Raw genomic sequence first — 18,140 nt, 5'->3', positions numbered from 1 at the left:
GAGACTGATGCGCATGTGGATGCACTCCAGCGCGACCGGCGCGCTGATCGCCGGCCTTATGCTCTCTCCCGCTGCGGCACAGACCAGCCCGCCCGAATGGGAACAGCCGGAGGTGATCCGGCAGGGCGCCGAACCGATGCATGCGACTTTCGACGGGTTCGAAACGCGCGCGGGCGCCCTGTCGCGCGATGTGGCGCGGTCGCGCTATCATCTCTCGCTGGATGGGGACTGGCAGTTTCATCTGTCGCCCAATCCGGAAAGCCGGCCAGTCGACTTCTACCGTCCCGACTTCGATGCGAGCCAGTGGGGCACGATCAAGGTACCCGGCATCTGGCAGGCAGAGGGACATGGCCGACCGGTGTTCGTCGGCAGCGGCTACCCCTTCCCCCGCGACCAGCCCAAGATCGCGCATGACCTGAACGAGGTCGGCTCCTATCGGCGCGAACTGACGATCCCGGCCCATTTCGCCGGACGCCGGATGCTGCTGACCGTGGGCGCGGCCGGCGCAGCCTATTATCTCTGGGTCAATGGGCAGCGGGTCGGCTATTCGGAGGACTCCAAGCTACCGGCTGAATTCGATATCAGCCGCTACGCCAAACCGGGTCGCAACATCGTGGCGATCGAACTTTATCGCTTTGCCGACGGCAGCTATCTGGAGGATCAGGATTTCTGGCGGGTCAATGGCATAGAGCGCAGCATCAGCCTCTACGCCGCGCCGCCGACCCATATCAGCGATCTGACCGTCGATGCCGGGCTGGAGCATGACTATCGCGACGGGCGGCTGGGGCTGACGATCGCGATCGGCGGCAATCCGGCGGCCATGCGGGTGCGGGCCACCTTGCTGGAGGACGGGAAGAGCCTGCTGGTACGCGAGGCGACGGGCAGCGGCGCAGTCAGGATGGACGCCAGCCTGCCGGGCGTGAAACCATGGACCGCCGAAACGCCCAACCTCTACACGTTGCTGGTCGAACTGCTGGACGACAAGGGCAGACTGGTCGAGGCGACCAGCCGGCGGATCGGATTCCGCACGGTGGAGATTGCCGGCGGCGAGGTGCGGGTAAACGGCAAGCGGATCATGATCCGCGGCGTCAACCGGCACGAACATGACCCCAAGACCTTTCGTATCGTCTCCGAAGCGACGATGCGCAAGGATATCGCCCTGATGAAGGCCGCGAATGTCAACGCGGTGCGCACATCCCATTATCCCAACGATCCGCGCTGGTATGATCTGGCCGACGAATATGGCCTCTACATCATGGATGAAGCCAATATCGAGAGCCACGGCTATCTCAGCCTGTCTCAGGAACGGAACAACGATCCCTCCGTGCTGCTGGGCAATGATCCCGCATGGCGCGCCGCGCATCTGGACCGGGTGCAGCGCATGGTACAGCGGGACCGCAATCATCCGTCCGTCATCTTCTGGTCGCTCGGCAATGAAACCGGGATCGGCGACAGTTTCGAAGCGGCGGCCAAATGGGTGAAGCAGGAAGATCCGACGCGCCTCGTCAGCTTTCTCGGCTGGAGCATGAGCGGCTGGCGTCATCCCGTGAACGCCTATGTCGACATCTTCGCGCCCATGTATGACGATGTGCCCAAGATGATCGACTATGCGCGCGATCCCGCCTTCAAACAGCCACTGATCCTGTGCGAATATGCGCATGCGATGGGCAACAGCCTGGGCGATCTGGAGGGCTATTGGCAGGCGATGCGCGCGCATCCCAAATTGCAGGGCGGCTTCGTCTGGGACTGGGTCGACCAGACCATGCTGTTGCATGACAAGGATGGTCGAGCCTATTGGGGGCAGGGGGTGGATTATGATCCCGATCCCAAGGCGCCCGGTGTCCATGGCGACGACAGCCCGGTGGGCGACGGCGTGATCCAGTCCGACCGCACGCCCGACCCTGAATATTTTGAACTGGCCAAGGTACAGGGGCCCATAGCCTTCGTGGCGGATGGCAGCGGCTATCGCATCCTCAACCGGCACGACCATATCGACCTGTCCCGCTTCACGCTGGACTGGACGGTGATGGAGGATGGCATCGCCGCCGCCAGCGCCAGCCTGCCCATGCCGGCCGTCGCGCCGGGCGGCAGCGCACCGCTGCCCCTCGCCCTGCCCGCGCCGAAGAGTGGGGCGGCCGAGAGGATATTGGTACTGCGCGCGCGAACCAAGGCAAGCGCCGTGCCGATGCTGCCGGCGGGGCATGTCATGGGATGGGATCAGTTCGCCCTCAATGCCCCTGCCCTGCCTGCGCCATCTGCCGGCGATGTCGCACCGGTCGAGACGGCGGAAACGTTCAGCCTGTCCGCTGGCGACACTGTGCTGGAGATCGACCGTGCAACCGGTCTGGTGCGGCGCTATGCGCGCGGCGGCACCCTGCTGCTCAGCGGCGGAGCGCCCAATTTCTGGCGCGCGCCGACCGACAATGATGTGGGCGCCGGCATCCCCAAAAGCCATGCCATGTGGCAATATTTCTCCGACCATCGCCGGGTCGAGGCGATCGAGCGATCGGGCAACGCCATCATCGTAAGGCATGACATGGGCGTGGGATCGGTGAAGGTCGAAACCCGCTGGACCATGGCCGGCGATGGCCGGGTCGGCGTGACGATGCGCTTCGATCCGATCCGCGACACGCTGCCCGATCCGTTGCGTGTCGGTCTGGCGTTCGACACGCCGGCGGCGCTGGACCGGGTCGCCTGGTATGGTCGCGGGCCGCAGGAGACTTATGCGGATCGCAAGAGTAGCGGGCTGATCGCGCAATGGAGCGGTAGCGTTGCTGAGCAATATCATGACTATGCCCGCCCGCAGGAATCGGGGAACAAGAGCGACGTCCGCTGGATCGCGCTGACCGGCGCCGACACCGGGTTGCGCATCACCGGCGCGCAGCCGCTGTCGGTCAACGCACTGGCCTTCCCCTATGCGGACTTGGCGATGAAGCCGCCGGGGCAGGCACATAGTTCGGACATCCGCCCGCACGACCATGGCACGCTGCTAATCGACGCAGCGCAAGCTGGGGTGGGTGGCGACACCGGATGGAATCTGGACGGACGGGCGCATATGAATTTCCGCATCCCACTACGGTCGCTGACCTACAGCTTCACCATCGACGCGGCGCGCTGATCCTATCCTGCGCCATATAAAAAGGCCCGCCTGCATCACCATGCAGGCGGGCCTTTTTATGTCTGCTGGCCGGGGATTTGCCCCGACCAGCAGGTCTGTCAGAAGTTCACCGTCGCACCGATGAAGATGTTGCGACCCAGCGAGTCATAGACCCCCGGATAGGTGTTGCCGTTACCGAAGGACGACAGGATGCCTGCGGCGATCGCCGGCGGATCCTTATCGAACATATTGTTGACACCGGCCCGCAGCGTCAATTGCTTACCAATCGACTGGGTCAGCGACAGATCGAAATAATTATAGTCGTCGATCTTGCGATTGATGACGCTGGGCGTGCCGCTGAGCGACGGGTTGTCCGACAGGCTAGACAGCTTGGTGCCGCCGATATGACGCCAGGACAGCGAAAGCACCGTGTCGCTCGGTGCCATCCAGGTGAAACGCGCAACATGGCGCCATTCGGGCGAGGGCTGGCCACAGGTGTAACCGAACAGCCCCTTGCAGTCATAGCTGCCCAGTCCCGGCAACGGCTGCGCCACCTGCTTGGCCAACCAGGTGCCGACCATGTTGACGTTGAACCGACCAAGCTTGCCAATACCGAACGTGTAGTCGGTGGTAATATCGATGCCCGACGTCTTGAGATAACCGGTGTTGAGCGTGGTGGATACGATATAGCCATTCTGGCCAAAGATCGCGCCCGAGCGCGGATCACGATTGAAAAGGCCGCAATAATAAGCGTCACCCGTCTCCGCGCACTGGCTGATGATCAGCGAAGCGTCGAGCGCGCCGATATAGTCCTTCACCTTGATCTTGTAATAGTCGACCGACAGCGAGAAGTTGCGCAGCGCACGCGGCGTCAGCACAAAGCCTGCCGTGATGGTGTCGGCAGTTTCGGGCCGCAGATTGCGGTTGCCGCCACCCAGCGCCGAACAGGTATCCGCCGGACATTCCACGATGTTACCATATTGCGCGGCGGTAACGCCGGTGAGCGCACAGGTCGCTTCCGATGCGACCGGGTCAGAACCGGAGCAGGGATCCTGCCCCGCGACGTTACCGACCGACTGCGACGCGAAGAGTTCACCGATATTGGGCGCGCGGATGGCATGATTGTAACTGGCGCGCAGGCGCAGATCATCGACCGGCTGCCAGCTCAGTTCGCCCTTGTAGGTCCAGACATTGAACTTCGACTTGAAGCCGGTCGACTTCTGTTCGTTGCTGTAGGACGAATAGCGCAAGCCTCCATTGATTGTCAGCGAACGGATGAAGGGCATGTCCGCAATCAGCGGGATTTCGATTTCGCCATAGCCTTCGGTCACGCTGATGATGCCGTCCGCATTGGTGGCACCGCCCTGCTGGGCGATGTCGTCGGCGAAGAAAGCCAGCGTTTCGCGGCGATGTTCGGCGCCCAGTGCGATGCCGACGCCCCGGCTGGCCCAGGGGCTGGTGATACCCATCTGGCTTAGGTCGCCGCTCAGCGTGCCGGAAAAGACCTGCTGCGAATTGCGCGACGATGTGTTGCTGGGCGTGAAGAGATAGGCGCCCTGTTCGGCGGTCACGCCGCCGGCCGAAAAGACATTGACCGGAATACAGTTGGGATCGGTGCCATCGACCACCGAACGGCAGGTCGGCACGCCATTGACGGTCACGACATCCAGCGCGCGCTGCGCCTTCACCGCGTCGACATTGTTGAGATAGCGTTCCTTGAAGCGGACCAGCGAATAGAGATAGTTCAAATCATAGCTGAAGCCACTGCCCAGATCGCCGCGCACGCCGGCGCTATAGCGATAGTCTGTATGCTTCAGGTCATCGCGGCGCGGGGCGATCGACATGCGATAGCCGACCAGCGCATCGGCCGTCTGGTCCGTCCCCGCCTTGCTGCCGCACAGCGTTTCCAACTGGCTGGCGCTGGCCAGCGGATTGTTGCACGAAATCGCAAAGGGCGAGCCGAGGAAGATGGCCGAAGGCGCGACCTGCGAGAAAGTATGGTCGCGCATGAACATGAAGCTGCCATAAACTTCGGCGGCCTTGCTCAGTTCGAACTTGGCGAAGGCGCCCGCCGTGATGCGTTCGTCCGAACGCTGGAAATAATTGTCCGGCGCATAATTATAGGCATAGCTGTTGTCATAAGGGACGAAGGTCTGGGTGCCGTCCTTGTTATTGGTCAGCGTCTGCCCCTGATAGGCGCCCTCCAGCGGGACAAACGTGCCAAAGGGCGTATTGCTCGACCCGCCGCAGAAGAGCGCGGTGCCGGCATCGTCCGCCTGTTGCAGGGCGCAGGAAGATACGTCGCGCGTGGACTGGCGCACCGGGTTGTAGTGGCGGTAGCCGGCATAGGCAGTGATATTGCCGCGACCATCGGCGAAATTCTTGCCCGCCGACACAGTGATGTCCTGCTTGCCGCCGTCCATGACCGAGCCGTTGGCCTTGCGATAGCCCTTGTCATCCAGCAGGCCGCGCACCGCGCTATTATTATTGTCATGCTGATAGAAGCCGGTCTGGGCATCGATGCGGATGCCGTCCAGATTGTCCTTCAGCACGAAATTGACGACGCCCGACAATGCGTCCGAACCATAGACCGCCGAAGCGCCGCCGGTCAGGACGTCAACGCGCTCGACCAGGCTGCTGGGCACGAAATTGAGGTCGATCGCCTGTTGCGGCAACATGCGCTGGCCATTGACCAGCACCAACACGCGGTTGGAACCCAGGTTACGCAGGTTGATATTGGATGTGCCGTCCGACCCGTTGGACACATTCTCGTTCGCGTCGGCGGTAAATTGCGGCAGGCGGTTCAGCACGCCTTCGACAGTCGTCGCCCCCTGATAGCGAAACTCTTCCGAGCCGACGACGGTCTGCGGGCTGTTGCTTTCCAGATCGGGGCGCTTGATGCGCGTGCCCGTCACCACGATTTCAGATGCGCCGGACGAATCGCCGTCCTGGGCCGTCTGCGCCAGCGCCACCCCCGGCACCAGCGCGGCGACAGCCACCGCGCAGCATAGTTTCACACGGTAATTCCGCATTTTGTGTCTCCCTGACCTTTTTTTGGCAGGCGGGATGCTGCGGCAATAACAGCGCAATGTCAAATATTGTATACGAAATATATTATGCGGACCATCCGATCAAGCGGCGGACCGGGCCAGCGCGCAGGCGCCAGACCGGACCGTCACGATGTGATTGGGGTGTCAGGCAGCGGCTATATTGCCCATCGCGACATAGTCGAGCTTGCCCGTGCCCAGCACCGGCAGCGCGTCCAGTTCGCGAATATCGCGCGGAATGGCGAGTTCGGTTATGCCATTGGCGCGGCCCCAGGCCTGGAGGTCGGCCGCCTTCGCGCCCTTGCGCGTCGTAAACAGCACCAGTTGCTCGCCCTTGCGTGCATCGGGGCGGGTGACGACGGCATGGTCCGCATCGGGCCAGAGCGCAGCGGCATAGCCCTCCACGGCGGGCAGCGACACCATTTCGCCGCCGATCTTGGCAAAGCGCTTGGCACGGCCACGGATGGTCACGAAACCTTCGCCGTCGATGGTGACGATGTCGCCGCTGTCGTGCCAGCCTTCTTCCGGCGGTTGCAGCACGCCCGGCGCATCGGCCTTCATATAGCCCGCCATGATATTAGGGCCACGGATCGACAGGCGGCCGCCCTCGGCAATACCGGGCACATCGTCCAGCTTCGCCTCTATGCCCGGCAGCAAACGACCGACGGTGCCGGCGCGAAAGTGCATCGGCGTGTTGACCGCGATCACCGGCCCGGCCTCGGTCGCGCCATAGCCTTCCAGGATGCGCAGGCCGAACTTGTCGGCATAGGCCTTGCGCGTTTCGTCGCGCACCCGCTCCGCGCCGGCAAAGATGTAGCGTAGCGAATAGAAGTCATAGCCATGCGCCATGCGGGCATAGCCCGACAGGAAGGTGTCGGTGCCGAACAGGATCGTCGCATTGCTGTCATAGGCGAGCGCCGGGACGATCCGGTAATGCAGCGGGCTGGGATAGAGCAACGTCTTCACCCCGTGCAGGATCGGCAGCAGCGTGCCGCCGGTCAGGCCGAAGCTGTGGAACACCGGCAGCGCGTTCAGCACCATGTCCGCGCTGTTGAAGTCGATCCGCGCGGCGAGTTGACGACAGTTGGACAGGAGGTTGCGGTGGGTCAGCACCACACCCTTGGGCAGGCCTTCCGATCCGCTGGTGAAGAGGATGACGGCCGGCGCGTCGGGGGTGATGCGCAGGCGGCGATGGCTGTAGCCGGCGAAGCGACTGGCAATCAGCGCGCGCAACTTGGCGCCGGTACTGATCTTTGCGCCGATATCCTCCAGCCAGAGGATGGTCAGCCCTTCGGCTTCGAGCGCAACGACGATATCGCCCAGCTTCGCCTGATCGACGAAGGCGCGGGCGGTGACGATGGTGCGGATCTGCGCGGCGGTGCAGGCGGCCTTCAAATTGGTGAGGCCAGCGGTGTAGTTCAGCATCGCCGGCACCCGGCCATGCGCCTGAAGCGCGAAGAAGGTCGCGACCACGGCGGAGACATTGGGCAGCAGCACACCGACCGCCTCCCCCTGACGGCTCGCCGCCGCCAAAGGACGGCCGAGCGCCAGACTGCCGACGACGAGCCGATTATAACTCATCGGCTCACGCTTGACGTCTTCAACGACGGCCGCCTTGCCACCGTTGATATGACGCGCCTCCAGCAGTGCCGCGAACAACGTCTCATCCGTGTTCGAAGTGGCGAAGATCATCTCGCTCATCTCGTCATAGAGACGACGGCCAGCGATCGCGCGGCGCGCACGCGCCGTCATCTCGCCCTCAATGCTGAAACGCCGGGGCGGCAGCACGGTCAGCCTGATCTTCGGGAAGCTGCGCAACCGCACCTTGCCGCGCAGGCGGGAAAAGGGCGAATATTGCGCGCCGTCGATGCGCACGGGGATGATCGGCGCGTCGGCCTTGTCGGCGACCATGCCAGGGCCATCGAATATCTTCATCAGCGCGCCGGTGACGGTGATGCGCCCTTCCGGGAAGATGACCAAAGTCCGCCCTTCGCGCACGGCCTTCACCATCGCCTTGGCCGCCATGGGATTGGTCGGGTCGACCGGGAAGGCGTCGAACAGCGGCAGGAAGGGCTTCACCCACCAGGCTTTGGCGATCTGCGTGTTGACCGCGAAGGTCGGCTTGCCCGGCAGGAAAGCGGCGAGCAGCAGCCCGTCGAGGAAGGAGACATGGTTGACCACGACGACGGCGGGCGTACCGGCGCGCGGCATATGCTCCTCACCCGACAGTTCGATGCGATAGAGGAAGCGCAACGTCGCGCGCACGATCGCCTTGATGACGGTTTCGGGCAGCAGCCAGCAGGAGATGAGCGCGATGGTCAGCGTGGCAAAGCCCAACGTGCCGATGACGCCCGGCACGCTTTCGCCCCGCGCCAGCATCAGCGTGACGACCAGAACGACGGCGACACTGACGGCGGCGTTCAGGATATTGTTGGCGGCGATGGTGCGCGACCGTTCCTCACGCGGGGCGTGGGTCTGAAGGATCGCATAGAGCGGCACGATGAACATCCCGCCGGCAAAGGCGATGCCGAACAGGTCGATGAGGATACGCCAGCTTCCGGCCGTTTCGATGAAAGCCGCAATGCCGGCATCGGGCGTCACCGGCACATAGGCGCTGGTGGAGAGCCACAGGTCGATCATGAAGCCGGCCAGGGCCAGTGCCGAGATCGGCACGAAGCGGGCGGAGACTTCACCCGACAACAGTCGATTGACGAGCAGTGATCCCAGCGCGACACTGATCGAAAAGACCAGCAGGAACAATTGCGCGACATCCTGGCTGGCTTGCAGCACGCCGCTGACCAGCGGAGCAAACTGGGCCAAAAGCACCGCGCCCACCGCAAAGAACCAGCTGATCCCCAGAATGGACAGCCACACGCCACGGCCATGGCGCGCTGCCTTCAAAATCTGCCATGTGCTGCGAAACACATTGGGATCGATCCGCAGCCCCTGCGCGATCGGCGGAGCGGGCGGCACGGCCAGGCTAACGCTGAAACCCAGCAGCGCAACAAAGACTGCCGTCAGTCCTGCAATCCATGCCGGCAAGGTGCCTGCTGCACTGGTTCCGACGATATCGGCCAGCCAGAGCGGCGCCTTGGCGCCCGTCAGGGTTCCGCCCAGCAACTGGCCACCCAAAATGGCGAGGAAGGTTCCTGCCTCGACTAAACCGGTGCCGCCCATCAACTCCTGCGGCTGGAGATGCTGTGGCAGGATCGAGAATTTGACCGGGCCGAAGATAGTCGAATGCAGCCCCATGAAGAAGAGGCAGGCCAGCAGCAGCGGCACCGATTCCAGCCAGAAGCCGATCAGCGCCGTCGTCATGATGACAATTTCGGCAGTCTTGACCGCGCGGACCAGCTTCGCCTTGTCCCAGGCGTCGGCAATCTGCCCCGCCAGCGCGGAAAAGAGGAAATAGGGCAGGATGAACAAACCCGTCGCGATCGTCGCCAGCAGTCCCGCCTTGTCCGGCTCCGCGCGGAACAGCACGAAATTGGCAAGGAACAGCAGCGCGAATTTCAGGAGGTTATCGTTGAACGCCCCCAGAAACTGGACGACGAACAAGGGCGCGAAACGCCGTTTTCCCAGCAGCGACAGATCCGGTGCAGACATGAACAATACCCCCTGATGGAGTGCCTGTAAGCGACAAATATCGACGGGCCGTTAATCGCCCCATTGTCGCGTCGCAGGTTGGAATATCCATTAATTGAACGGTGAGCAATTAAAAAATTAGACAGTGGATAATTAAATTTCTACACGGCTTCCATGGGCAGGCGATCCGATCATAGCCGCGCGGAATTGGAAGCGCTGATTCTGGAGGAAGGCCATCGGCACATGGCGGAGGTCGGCTTCGCCCGCTTCTCCGCGCGCGAAGTGGCCAAGCGGATCGGCTATGCCGTGGGCACGCTCTATAATGTGTTCGGTAGCTATGACCTGCTGGTCGCGGCGATCAATACCCGCACGTTCGAGCAATGGGCGCAGCATCTGGAAAACAGGCTGGCAGACCCGTCCTCCGATCGCATCGCGACTCTGGTCGCGGGCTATTTCAGCTTCGCATCGGAGCAGATGAACCTGTGGACGGCGATCTACGACCATCGGTTGCCGGCCGGCATGGCGATGCCGGACGCGCTCGCCCAACGGCGCGGGGCGCTGACCGACGTGATCGTGCGGGAGATCGCAGCGATCCTGCCGGACGAACATCTGGGTGAAGCCCAGCGCCTCGCCCGCTCGCTGGTCGCCACGGTCCACGGCCATTGCGCCTTCGCGCTCAACGGCAGCTTCGCCCTGCTTGGCGAGACTGACCCGCTCGGCATGGCGACCGCGCGGGTCAAGGAAGCGCTGGTCGCGGCAGGGGCACGCTTCTAGGCGGAGGCCGGCTGCAACGGCCGGCGCCACAGCATGCCGATGCTCCTTGCGATCCATACCAGCGCGATCAGGACCACCACCATGTCCACCGCCAGCACGATCGAATAGGCCGCACCCCGCACCACCGCATGGGCCAGGAACAAGGCGAGGATCGTTCCCGCCAGCCCGATCCGCAACGACACCCTGGCCTTCGCCCGCAGGCTGAGCGCCGCGATCCAGCATAGCGTGGTCAGCAACCAATAGGTGGCGACCGCTGGCACCGGCGCAAACAGTAGCAGCAGCGCGACCGCCGCCATGACGATCGGCTGGCCCCAGACGATCGCCGCCCACAGCGCTTCCAGCCGGGGCGTCGCCCGCCCCTGCTCGCGGCGTCGGGCCAGCCAGACATTGCCGCCGGTCGCGACGATCAGGGTCAATCCCATTCCGAGCAACGCATAGATGATCTTGAGCGCCACGCCGCCATAGGTGCCGTAATGGAGCGGCGTGATCATGCCATAGATGCGCATGCCGGCATTGCCGTCGGTCAGGCCGGCCCGCCATTTGAAGCGGCCATCGGCGCTGAACAGAAAAGCCTCGTTGCGGGCAAGATGGCGCGGCGCCGCTACCATGATCCGCACCTGTTGCCCGACGGTGCCGGCATGCTCGATCGCCAGCTGGGTCACGGCCGCGCCCGGCGCGCGCAACTGGATATCGCGCAGCATCCGCGCCACGTCGGGCGGCGGCGCAGCGCGCGTATCCGTCCCGGCCTGCGGGCCGAGCAGCGAAGCTATAGCCTTTTCCTGATCGCCCTTATAGGCGACCATGGCCAGAATGATGGTGATAAGGCCGGCAAGGCCCAGCAGCGATCCGGTCAACGCCACGATCAGATGAAAGGGCAAGGCCCAGACGCCGACGCGATTATGCAGATCGGCATTGGTCAGCCGCCGCGATCCGCCCCAACGCAGGCGAAAAGCGTCTTTCAGGATGCGCCTGTGCGCCAGCAGGCCAGTGACGATGCTGGCCAGCAATATGGTCCCGAAAATGCCGACGATATAGCGTCCGATCGCCCCCGGCAGGGTCAGATTGAAATGCAGCAGCTGCATATATTCCAGCCAGGGCGTTTCCGCATGCGGCACCAGCTGCCCCGATGCATCGACATTCCATTCCCGATGCTCGCCCTTCTCGCCATAGCCATAGACGGTCATGCGCGGCAGCTCTTCGGTGGGCATTTGCATGTAGATGTCATGTGCCACGCCCGCCGCCTGCGCCTTGACAAGGGCACGGACGGATATGGCCGCGATATCCGCGTCCGACAGGCTGGCGATGGCCGGCGCATCCGGCCGTTCCCAGATGCTGATCTGATCCACCAGCACCAGGATCGACCCGGTCAGGCACAGCACGTAGATGATGGCGCCGAACAGCACGCCGAGCAGGCCATGGCCCTCCATGGCGGCGCGGGTGAGACTTTTAGGAATCTGCATGGGTCAGGCCGTGATGAAGGTGATGCCTGCGCTGGTCGCAGCGAGGCCAAGGAAGACGCCGATCTGGAGCAGCAGCAGCCGGTCGCAAACCGTCCAGGCGATCGCCCCGCACCAGAGCGATGGCATGGCGAGTGCGGCGAGGATGAGGCGCGTCTGCTCTGCCAGCGGTGCACGGGTGGCGAACAGCACCGCCAGACCAATCGCGGCGGCAAAGCCCAGCAATCCGGCGGTCAGCGCCCGCGCAATCCCCCGACCATAACGGCGGCGCGGCAACGGCGGCGCGGTCCGATCCCGCACGGCCTGCGCGGGTCGTATCTCGATCCGGGTAAGGATGAAGGCAAAGGCCAGCAACGCCGCCGTCTCCAGCGCGAGCGCAATGCCGATTTCCGGCCCGAATCCGGCGATCCAGGCCCAGGTCGACAGGCCCCAGAGCGCGACGGCGCCAGCCCCCACGCGCCAGCCCAAAACATGATGCGTCCATGCCCGCCAGCACAGCAATATGCCGGCCAGCGACGCGATCAGCGCCACAACGATCAGAAAAGCCGCCCCCATCTACCCGTCCTCCTGTTGCGCCTATATTGCTAGTGCTATTGACTCGCAACATATATGTTCTTAGGGGCGCCTCATCTTGTGGGGGGATACATCATGCTTTTTCGTTTTCTCAGCACCGCCTTGCTACTCGCCGGCACGGCACCTGTTGCCTATGCGCAGGCGGCAGCTGACGCCAATCCGGCCGGACCATCGGCCGATAACAGCGACATCATCGTTACCGGACAGAAAACAAACCGGACATTGCAGGAAACCCCAGCCAGCGTCGCGGTGGTGACGAGCGAATCCATCAGCAACCAGAATCTGCTCAGCGTCTATGACATATTGGAACGGACGCCCAATCTGGCGGTAGACGGCAACAAGACCACCTTTTCTATTCGCGGCATCGACGCCTTCAGCGTATCGGGCGGCGGGGATGGCGCGCTGGCCAGCGTCTATCTGGACGGCGCGGTCATGCCGCGCACGGCGCTAACAGCCGGGCCGCTCGACCTTTATGACATTGCGCAGGTGGAAGTGTTCCGTGGACCGCAATCGACCGTTCAGGGCCGCAATGCGCTGGCCGGGGCGGTCATTATCCGCACCACCGATCCCAGCTATGAATGGAGCGGCCGCTTCCGCGCGTTGATGACCGACAAGGATGGCCAGCGCCGCTTCGGCGCCGCGATCGGCGGCCCGCTGGTTGACGGACAGGTCGCCTTCCGCCTGGCGGGCGAGATTTCGCGTGCCGATGGGCTGATCCATAATGTCACCACACACAAGGATGCTGATCGTCGCGAGTCGGAGACGGTCCGGGCCAAGCTGCTGCTGACGCCCGACTTCCTGCCCGGCCTGCGCATCGTCGCGACCTTCATGCACGACCGGCATCAGCGCGGTATGTTCTACAGCGAGTTCGACGCGCCCTATAATGGCCGCGACCGGATCGCTACTGAAGACGTCATGGACGATCAGACGGTGAAGAGCGACATCGGCACGGTGGAGATCGGCTATGATCTGGGCGGCGGCCTCAGCCTCACCTCCGTCACCAATTATAGCGACATCCGCTTCCGCTCGGTCGGCGATCCCGATCGCGGGCCGGCGCCGGGCCAGACCAGCCGCGTCTATGATCCGGACAAGACCTTCCAGCAGGAGTTGCGCTTCAACATCGACAAAAGCTGGGTTCATGGCCTGATCGGCGGCTATTATCTGCGCGACGACAATCGCGGCTATCAGTTCGAAGCGACGCAGAGCCTGAACCTCACCCGGCTGGGCGTCGACCGGCAGTTGCTGGCGATGGGCTTGCCGCAGGCCACGGTGAACGCCGTGCTCAACCTCTATGGTGGTGTGGTTCCGATCCGCAACAGCCTGTCGCAGCCGCGCCTGACCGAAAATTATGCCGGTTTCGCCGACCTGACCTTCCCGGTCACGGATCGCGTGCGGATCAATGCCGGCCTGCGTTACGACCATGAAACGCAGGAACGGGGCGCGATCCAGACGGTGGTGATCGACCGGGCGCTGCCCGATCCCGCCAACCTGCCGATCCCGGCGCTGGCGCCGATCGTCACGCAGCTCAACGCCATCCTGATGGCGACGGCGGCGGGCGCCAACAGCGTCGAGCCGGTGCGCCCCGTCACCTACACCGCCTGGTTGCCCAAGATCGGCCTGACCTATGATCTGGCACAGAACGTGTCGCTCAGCTTCACCGCCCAGCGCGGCTATCGTGCCGGCGGTTCGGGTCTGAACCAGCAGCGTGCGCAAACCTATGATTTCGATCCGGAATATACCTGGAACTATGAATTTGCCCTGCGGTCCGAATGGTTCAACCGCCGCCTGACACTCAACGCCAATGCCTATTGGATCGACTGGAAGGACCAGCAGGTGTCGGTCCAGCTGACCCCCGGCGCGGTGTTCGACACGCAGGTCGTCAATGCCGGCAAGTCGCGCCTCTACGGTGCCGAGGTCGAACTGAGCGGCCGGCCCACCCAGACGCTCAACCTCTATGCCGGCGCCGGCTACAGCAATACCAAGTTCCAGGAATTCAACGTCACCATCGGATCGCTCTCGGCGGCGGCGCAGGGCAATGAATTTGCCCGCGCGCCGCACTGGACGCTGTCGGGTGGCGCGACATTCCATCATCCCAACGGCCTGTTCGCCAATCTCAACGCCAATTATCGCAGCGCCTATTATCAGGACACCGTCGATCAGGCGTTTCGCGACATTCCAGGTCGCACGCTGGTCAATGCAAAGATCGGCTGGCAAGGCGAGCATTTCGGCGCTTTCCTGACCGCCAGCAATGTCTTCAACGTGCAGAAGCCCAGCCAGTTCTTCACCGATTTCGACGGACGAGTGCGCGGCACGCTCACCGAACCGCGCATATTGGGGCTGAGTTTCGAAGGGCGCTTCTGACCGCCTGACCCCAAAAGAAAAGGCCCGGCTCTCCGATAGAGAGCCGGGCCTTTTTCATGACCAAAAAAGATCGTTCGTTCAGCCGATCTTGCCGAGCAGGCTGTCCACCGCGACCTTGGCGTCGCCATAGAACATCCGCGTATTCTCCTTATAGAAGAGCGGATTTTCGATGCCGGAATAGCCCGTGCCCTGTCCGCGCTTCGACACGAACACCTGCTTGGCCTTCCACACTTCCAGCACCGGCATGCCGGCGATCGGTGAATTGGGATCGTCCTGCGCGGCCGGATTGACGATGTCGTTGGAACCGATGACGATCACCACGTCGGTCGACGGGAAATCCTCGTTGATCTCGTCCATTTCCAGCACGATGTCATAGGGCACCTTGGCCTCGGCCAGCAGCACGTTCATGTGGCCGGGCAGACGCCCCGCGACCGGGTGGATGGCGAAGCGGACGGTCTTGCCCGCCGCGCGCAGCTTGCGGGTGAGTTCGCTCACCGCCTGCTGCGCCTGCGCCACCGCCATGCCATAGCCCGGCACGATGATGATGCTGTCCGCGTCGTTCAGCGCAGCCGCCACGCCGTCGGCGTCGATTGCGACCTGCTCGCCCTCGATCTCCGCCGCCGGGCCGCTTGTGCCGCCAAAGCCGCCTAGGATCACCGACACGAAGCTGCGGTTCATCGCCTTGCACATGATGTAGCTGAGGATCGCGCCCGAGGAACCGACCAGCGCCCCGGTCACGATCAACAGGTCATTGCCCAGCGTGAAGCCGATCGCGGCGGCCGCCCAGCCCGAATAGCTGTTCAGCATCGACACGACGACGGGCATGTCCGCGCCGCCGATGCCCATCACCAGATGGAAACCGATGAACAGCGCCAGCACCGACATGGCGATCAGCACCGTCAGTTCGCGACCCTCGACCCCGATATTGCCGACATACATGACCAGCAGCACCAGCGAGGCGATCGCCGCCGTGGCGTTGAGCACATGACCACCCGGCAGCTTCTTCGCCTTGCCATCCAGCTTTCCCGCCAGCTTGCCAAAGGCGACGATCGACCCGGTGAAGGTCACCGCGCCGATGAAGATGCCCAGAAACTCCTCGACCTTCAGGATGTTGATCTCGACCGGGGTTTTGTGCGCCAGCACACCGGCAAAGCCGGTCAATGCCGCCCGCGCCGCAGGCTCGAGCGCATTCACCGTTTCCAGTTCGAAATGCGCATTATAGCCGATGAAGACGGCGGCCAGACCCACGAAGCTGTGCAGCGCCGCGACGAGTTGCGGCATCTCGGTCATCTGGACGCGCACCGCCACGACCCAGCCGATGACGGCAGCGACCGCAAAGGTGGCGACCACGATCGGCAAATTGGCCGCACCGGGACCGAACAGCGTCGCCACCACGGCCAGCGCCATGCCGGCTATGCCATACCATACGGCGCGCTTGGCGCTTTCCTGATTGGACAGGCCGCCAAGGGATAGAATGAAAAGAACCGCAGCGGAAATATAGGCGGCGGATACCACACCGATATCGAACATGGATCGTCCCCCTTACGACCGCTGGAACATGGCAAGCATCCGGCGCGTGACCAGGAAGCCGCCTACGATATTGATCGACGCGATCAGGATGGAAATCGTTGCCAGAACCAGCACGATCGTGCTGGACGACCCGACCTGAAGCATGGCCCCCACCACGACGATTCCCGAAATCGCGTTCGTCACCGCCATCAGCGGTGTATGCAGCGCATGGCTGACATTCCAGATGACCTGAAAGCCGACGAAGCAGGCCAGCACGAAGACGGTGAAATGCGCCATGAAACTGGCCGGCGCCACCGCGCCGACTGCCATCAGCAGCACCGCACCGGCGATCAGCGTCGTCACCTGCGACCGGGTCTGCGCCTTGAAGGTCGCGACATCCTTCGCCCGCTTCTGTTCGGGCGTCAGTTCCTCGGCCTTGGGCTTGGGTTTCTGCGCGGCGATCGCCTTGATCTTGGGCGGCGGTGGCGGGAACGCGACGGCCCCTTCGAAGGCGATGGTTGCGCCCCGGATCACGTCATCCTCCATATTATGGACGATCACGCCATCCTTGCCCGGCGTCAGGTCCGCCAGCATATGGCGCACGTTGCTGGCATAAAGCGAGCTGGACTGCGCCGCCATGCGGCTCGGGAAATCGGTATAGCCGATGATCGTCACGCCATTGGCCGACACGATCTTCTGGTCGGCGACAGTCAGTTCGCAATTGCCGCCGCGTTCGGCTGCCAGATCGACGATGACCGATCCCGGCCGCATCGCTTCCACCATATCCTCCGTCCACAGGACCGGCGCATCGCGCCCCGGAATGAGCGCGGTGGAAATGACGATGTCGACATTGGGCGCCAGTTCACGGAATTTCTTGAGCTGCGCTTCGCGAAATTCCGGGCTGGACGGTGCGGCATAGCCACCGGTCGCCGCCCCATCCTGCTGTTCTTCAGCAAAGTCGAGATAGACGAACTGCGCTCCCATGGATTCGATCTGCTCGGCCACTTCCGGTCGCACGTCGAAGGCCAGCGTGACCGCGCCCAGCGAGGTCGCCGCACCGATCGCCGCCAGACCAGCGACACCTGCGCCGATCACCAGCACCCTGGCCGGCGGCACCTTGCCAGCAGCCGTCACCTGGCCGGTGAAGAAGCGCCCGAAATTGGCGCCCGCCTCGATCACCGCGCGATAGCCAGCGATATTCGCCATGGACGACAGCGCATCCATCTTCTGCGCCCGCGAGATGCGGGGCACCATGTCCATCGCCAGCACATTGGCGCCGGTGGCGGTGATCGCCGCCAGTTCTTCGCTTCGCTGGCCAGGGTAGAAGAAGGAAATCAGTGTCTTGCCCGGCGTCAGGCGCGATGCCTCTTCCGTTTCGGGCGGACGGACCTTCACGATCACATCCGACTCGGCCCAGAGTGCCTCGGCCCCGGCGACCACGGTCACACCTGCCGCCCGATAGGCCTCGTCGCCAAAGCCCGCCGTCGCGCCGGCCCCGCTTTCGATCAGGCAGCTATGGCCCAATTTTTGCAATAGCACGGCGCTGTCAGGCGTCAGCGCGACACGCGCCTCGCCCTGGGCCGTTTCTCTGGGTGCACCTATCTTCACTCTTGCCCTCCTCCCCTTTGTCGATGCGCTGTCTCCGCCTATCTTGGCCGCTCCAGCCCCATCGGTCTATCGCGAAAGCATCGGCACAGACGTTGTATTCACGCTTGCTGTGCCGCGCTTACGGCTTTT

The 18,140-nt window shown here is 63.4% G+C and carries 9 protein-coding genes; 3 read left to right on the top strand and 6 right to left on the bottom strand.

Going from position 1 to position 18,140, the window contains the following annotated elements; genetic code table 11:
- Positions 1 to 7: 7 nt before the first annotated feature.
- Complete coding sequence (locus RQH62_RS06385) at positions 8 to 3,118, top strand: glycoside hydrolase family 2 TIM barrel-domain containing protein (RefSeq protein WP_311267909.1); 3,111 nt, start codon at positions 8 to 10, stop codon at positions 3,116 to 3,118.
- Positions 3,119 to 3,216: 98 nt separating this feature from the next.
- On the opposite strand, the gene RQH62_RS06380 is transcribed toward RQH62_RS06385, so the two are convergent.
- Positions 3,217 to 6,129 (bottom strand): TonB-dependent receptor domain-containing protein, encoded by a 2,913-nt coding sequence (locus tag RQH62_RS06380; protein ID WP_311267908.1) that lies wholly within the window; start codon positions 6,127 to 6,129, stop codon positions 3,217 to 3,219.
- Between the two features lie 162 nt (positions 6,130 to 6,291).
- Entirely contained in the window at positions 6,292 to 9,750 is a 3,459-nt protein-coding gene (locus RQH62_RS06375; RefSeq protein ID WP_311267907.1) for an acyl-[ACP]--phospholipid O-acyltransferase, read from the bottom strand.
- A gap of 153 nt (positions 9,751 to 9,903) precedes the next feature.
- Here RQH62_RS06375 and RQH62_RS06370 point away from each other — a divergent pair, with 153 nt between their 5' ends.
- Positions 9,904 to 10,503, top strand: coding sequence for a TetR/AcrR family transcriptional regulator (locus tag RQH62_RS06370; protein ID WP_311267906.1), 600 nt, complete (start codon positions 9,904 to 9,906; stop codon positions 10,501 to 10,503).
- Here the strand turns inward: RQH62_RS06370 and RQH62_RS06365 are convergent.
- Entirely contained in the window at positions 10,500 to 11,963 is a 1,464-nt protein-coding gene (locus tag RQH62_RS06365; RefSeq protein WP_311267905.1) for a PepSY-associated TM helix domain-containing protein, read from the bottom strand. The two genes, RQH62_RS06370 and RQH62_RS06365, sit on opposite strands and share 4 nt — an antisense overlap.
- A 3-nt stretch (positions 11,964 to 11,966) precedes the next feature.
- The gene (locus RQH62_RS06360) at positions 11,967 to 12,515 is read right to left on the bottom strand and encodes a hypothetical protein (protein WP_311267904.1); all 549 of its coding nucleotides are present in this window, start codon (positions 12,513 to 12,515) and stop codon (positions 11,967 to 11,969) included.
- Between the two features lie 93 nt (positions 12,516 to 12,608).
- On the opposite strand from RQH62_RS06360, the gene RQH62_RS06355 reads away from it, so the two are divergent.
- On the top strand, positions 12,609 to 14,894 hold the full coding sequence (locus RQH62_RS06355; protein ID WP_311267903.1) for a TonB-dependent receptor: 2,286 nt from the start codon (positions 12,609 to 12,611) through the stop codon (positions 14,892 to 14,894).
- A gap of 78 nt (positions 14,895 to 14,972) precedes the next feature.
- On the opposite strand, the gene RQH62_RS06350 is transcribed toward RQH62_RS06355, so the two are convergent.
- Complete coding sequence (locus RQH62_RS06350; protein WP_311267902.1) at positions 14,973 to 16,424, bottom strand: NAD(P)(+) transhydrogenase (Re/Si-specific) subunit beta; 1,452 nt, start codon at positions 16,422 to 16,424, stop codon at positions 14,973 to 14,975.
- Between the two features lie 12 nt (positions 16,425 to 16,436).
- A complete protein-coding gene (locus RQH62_RS06345) occupies positions 16,437 to 18,011 on the bottom strand; it encodes a Re/Si-specific NAD(P)(+) transhydrogenase subunit alpha (protein WP_311267901.1) in 1,575 nt (524 codons plus the stop codon).
- Between the last annotated feature and the right edge of the window lie 129 nt (positions 18,012 to 18,140).

Origin of the sequence: Sphingobium sp. WCS2017Hpa-17 (assembly GCF_031843765.1) — a bacterium.
Taxonomy (GTDB): Bacteria; Pseudomonadota; Alphaproteobacteria; order Sphingomonadales; family Sphingomonadaceae; genus Sphingobium.
The sequence above is the reverse complement of the archived record's forward strand: the minus strand, read 5'-3'. Positions and strand labels throughout refer to the sequence as shown.

Coding starts and splice junctions, on each gene's coding strand:
- RQH62_RS06370 (WP_311267906.1), top strand. CDS start 9,904: ATGGGCAGGCGATCCGATCATAGCCGCGCGGAATTGGAAGCGCTGATT.
- RQH62_RS06355 (WP_311267903.1), top strand. CDS start 12,609: ATGCTTTTTCGTTTTCTCAGCACCGCCTTGCTACTCGCCGGCACGGCA.
- RQH62_RS06350 (WP_311267902.1), bottom strand. CDS start 16,424: ATGTTCGATATCGGTGTGGTATCCGCCGCCTATATTTCCGCTGCGGTT.
- RQH62_RS06380 (WP_311267908.1), bottom strand. CDS start 6,129: ATGCGGAATTACCGTGTGAAACTATGCTGCGCGGTGGCTGTCGCCGCG.
- RQH62_RS06375 (WP_311267907.1), bottom strand. CDS start 9,750: ATGTCTGCACCGGATCTGTCGCTGCTGGGAAAACGGCGTTTCGCGCCC.
- RQH62_RS06360 (WP_311267904.1), bottom strand. CDS start 12,515: ATGGGGGCGGCTTTTCTGATCGTTGTGGCGCTGATCGCGTCGCTGGCC.
- RQH62_RS06365 (WP_311267905.1), bottom strand. CDS start 11,963: ATGCAGATTCCTAAAAGTCTCACCCGCGCCGCCATGGAGGGCCATGGC.
- RQH62_RS06385 (WP_311267909.1), top strand. CDS start 8: ATGCGCATGTGGATGCACTCCAGCGCGACCGGCGCGCTGATCGCCGGC.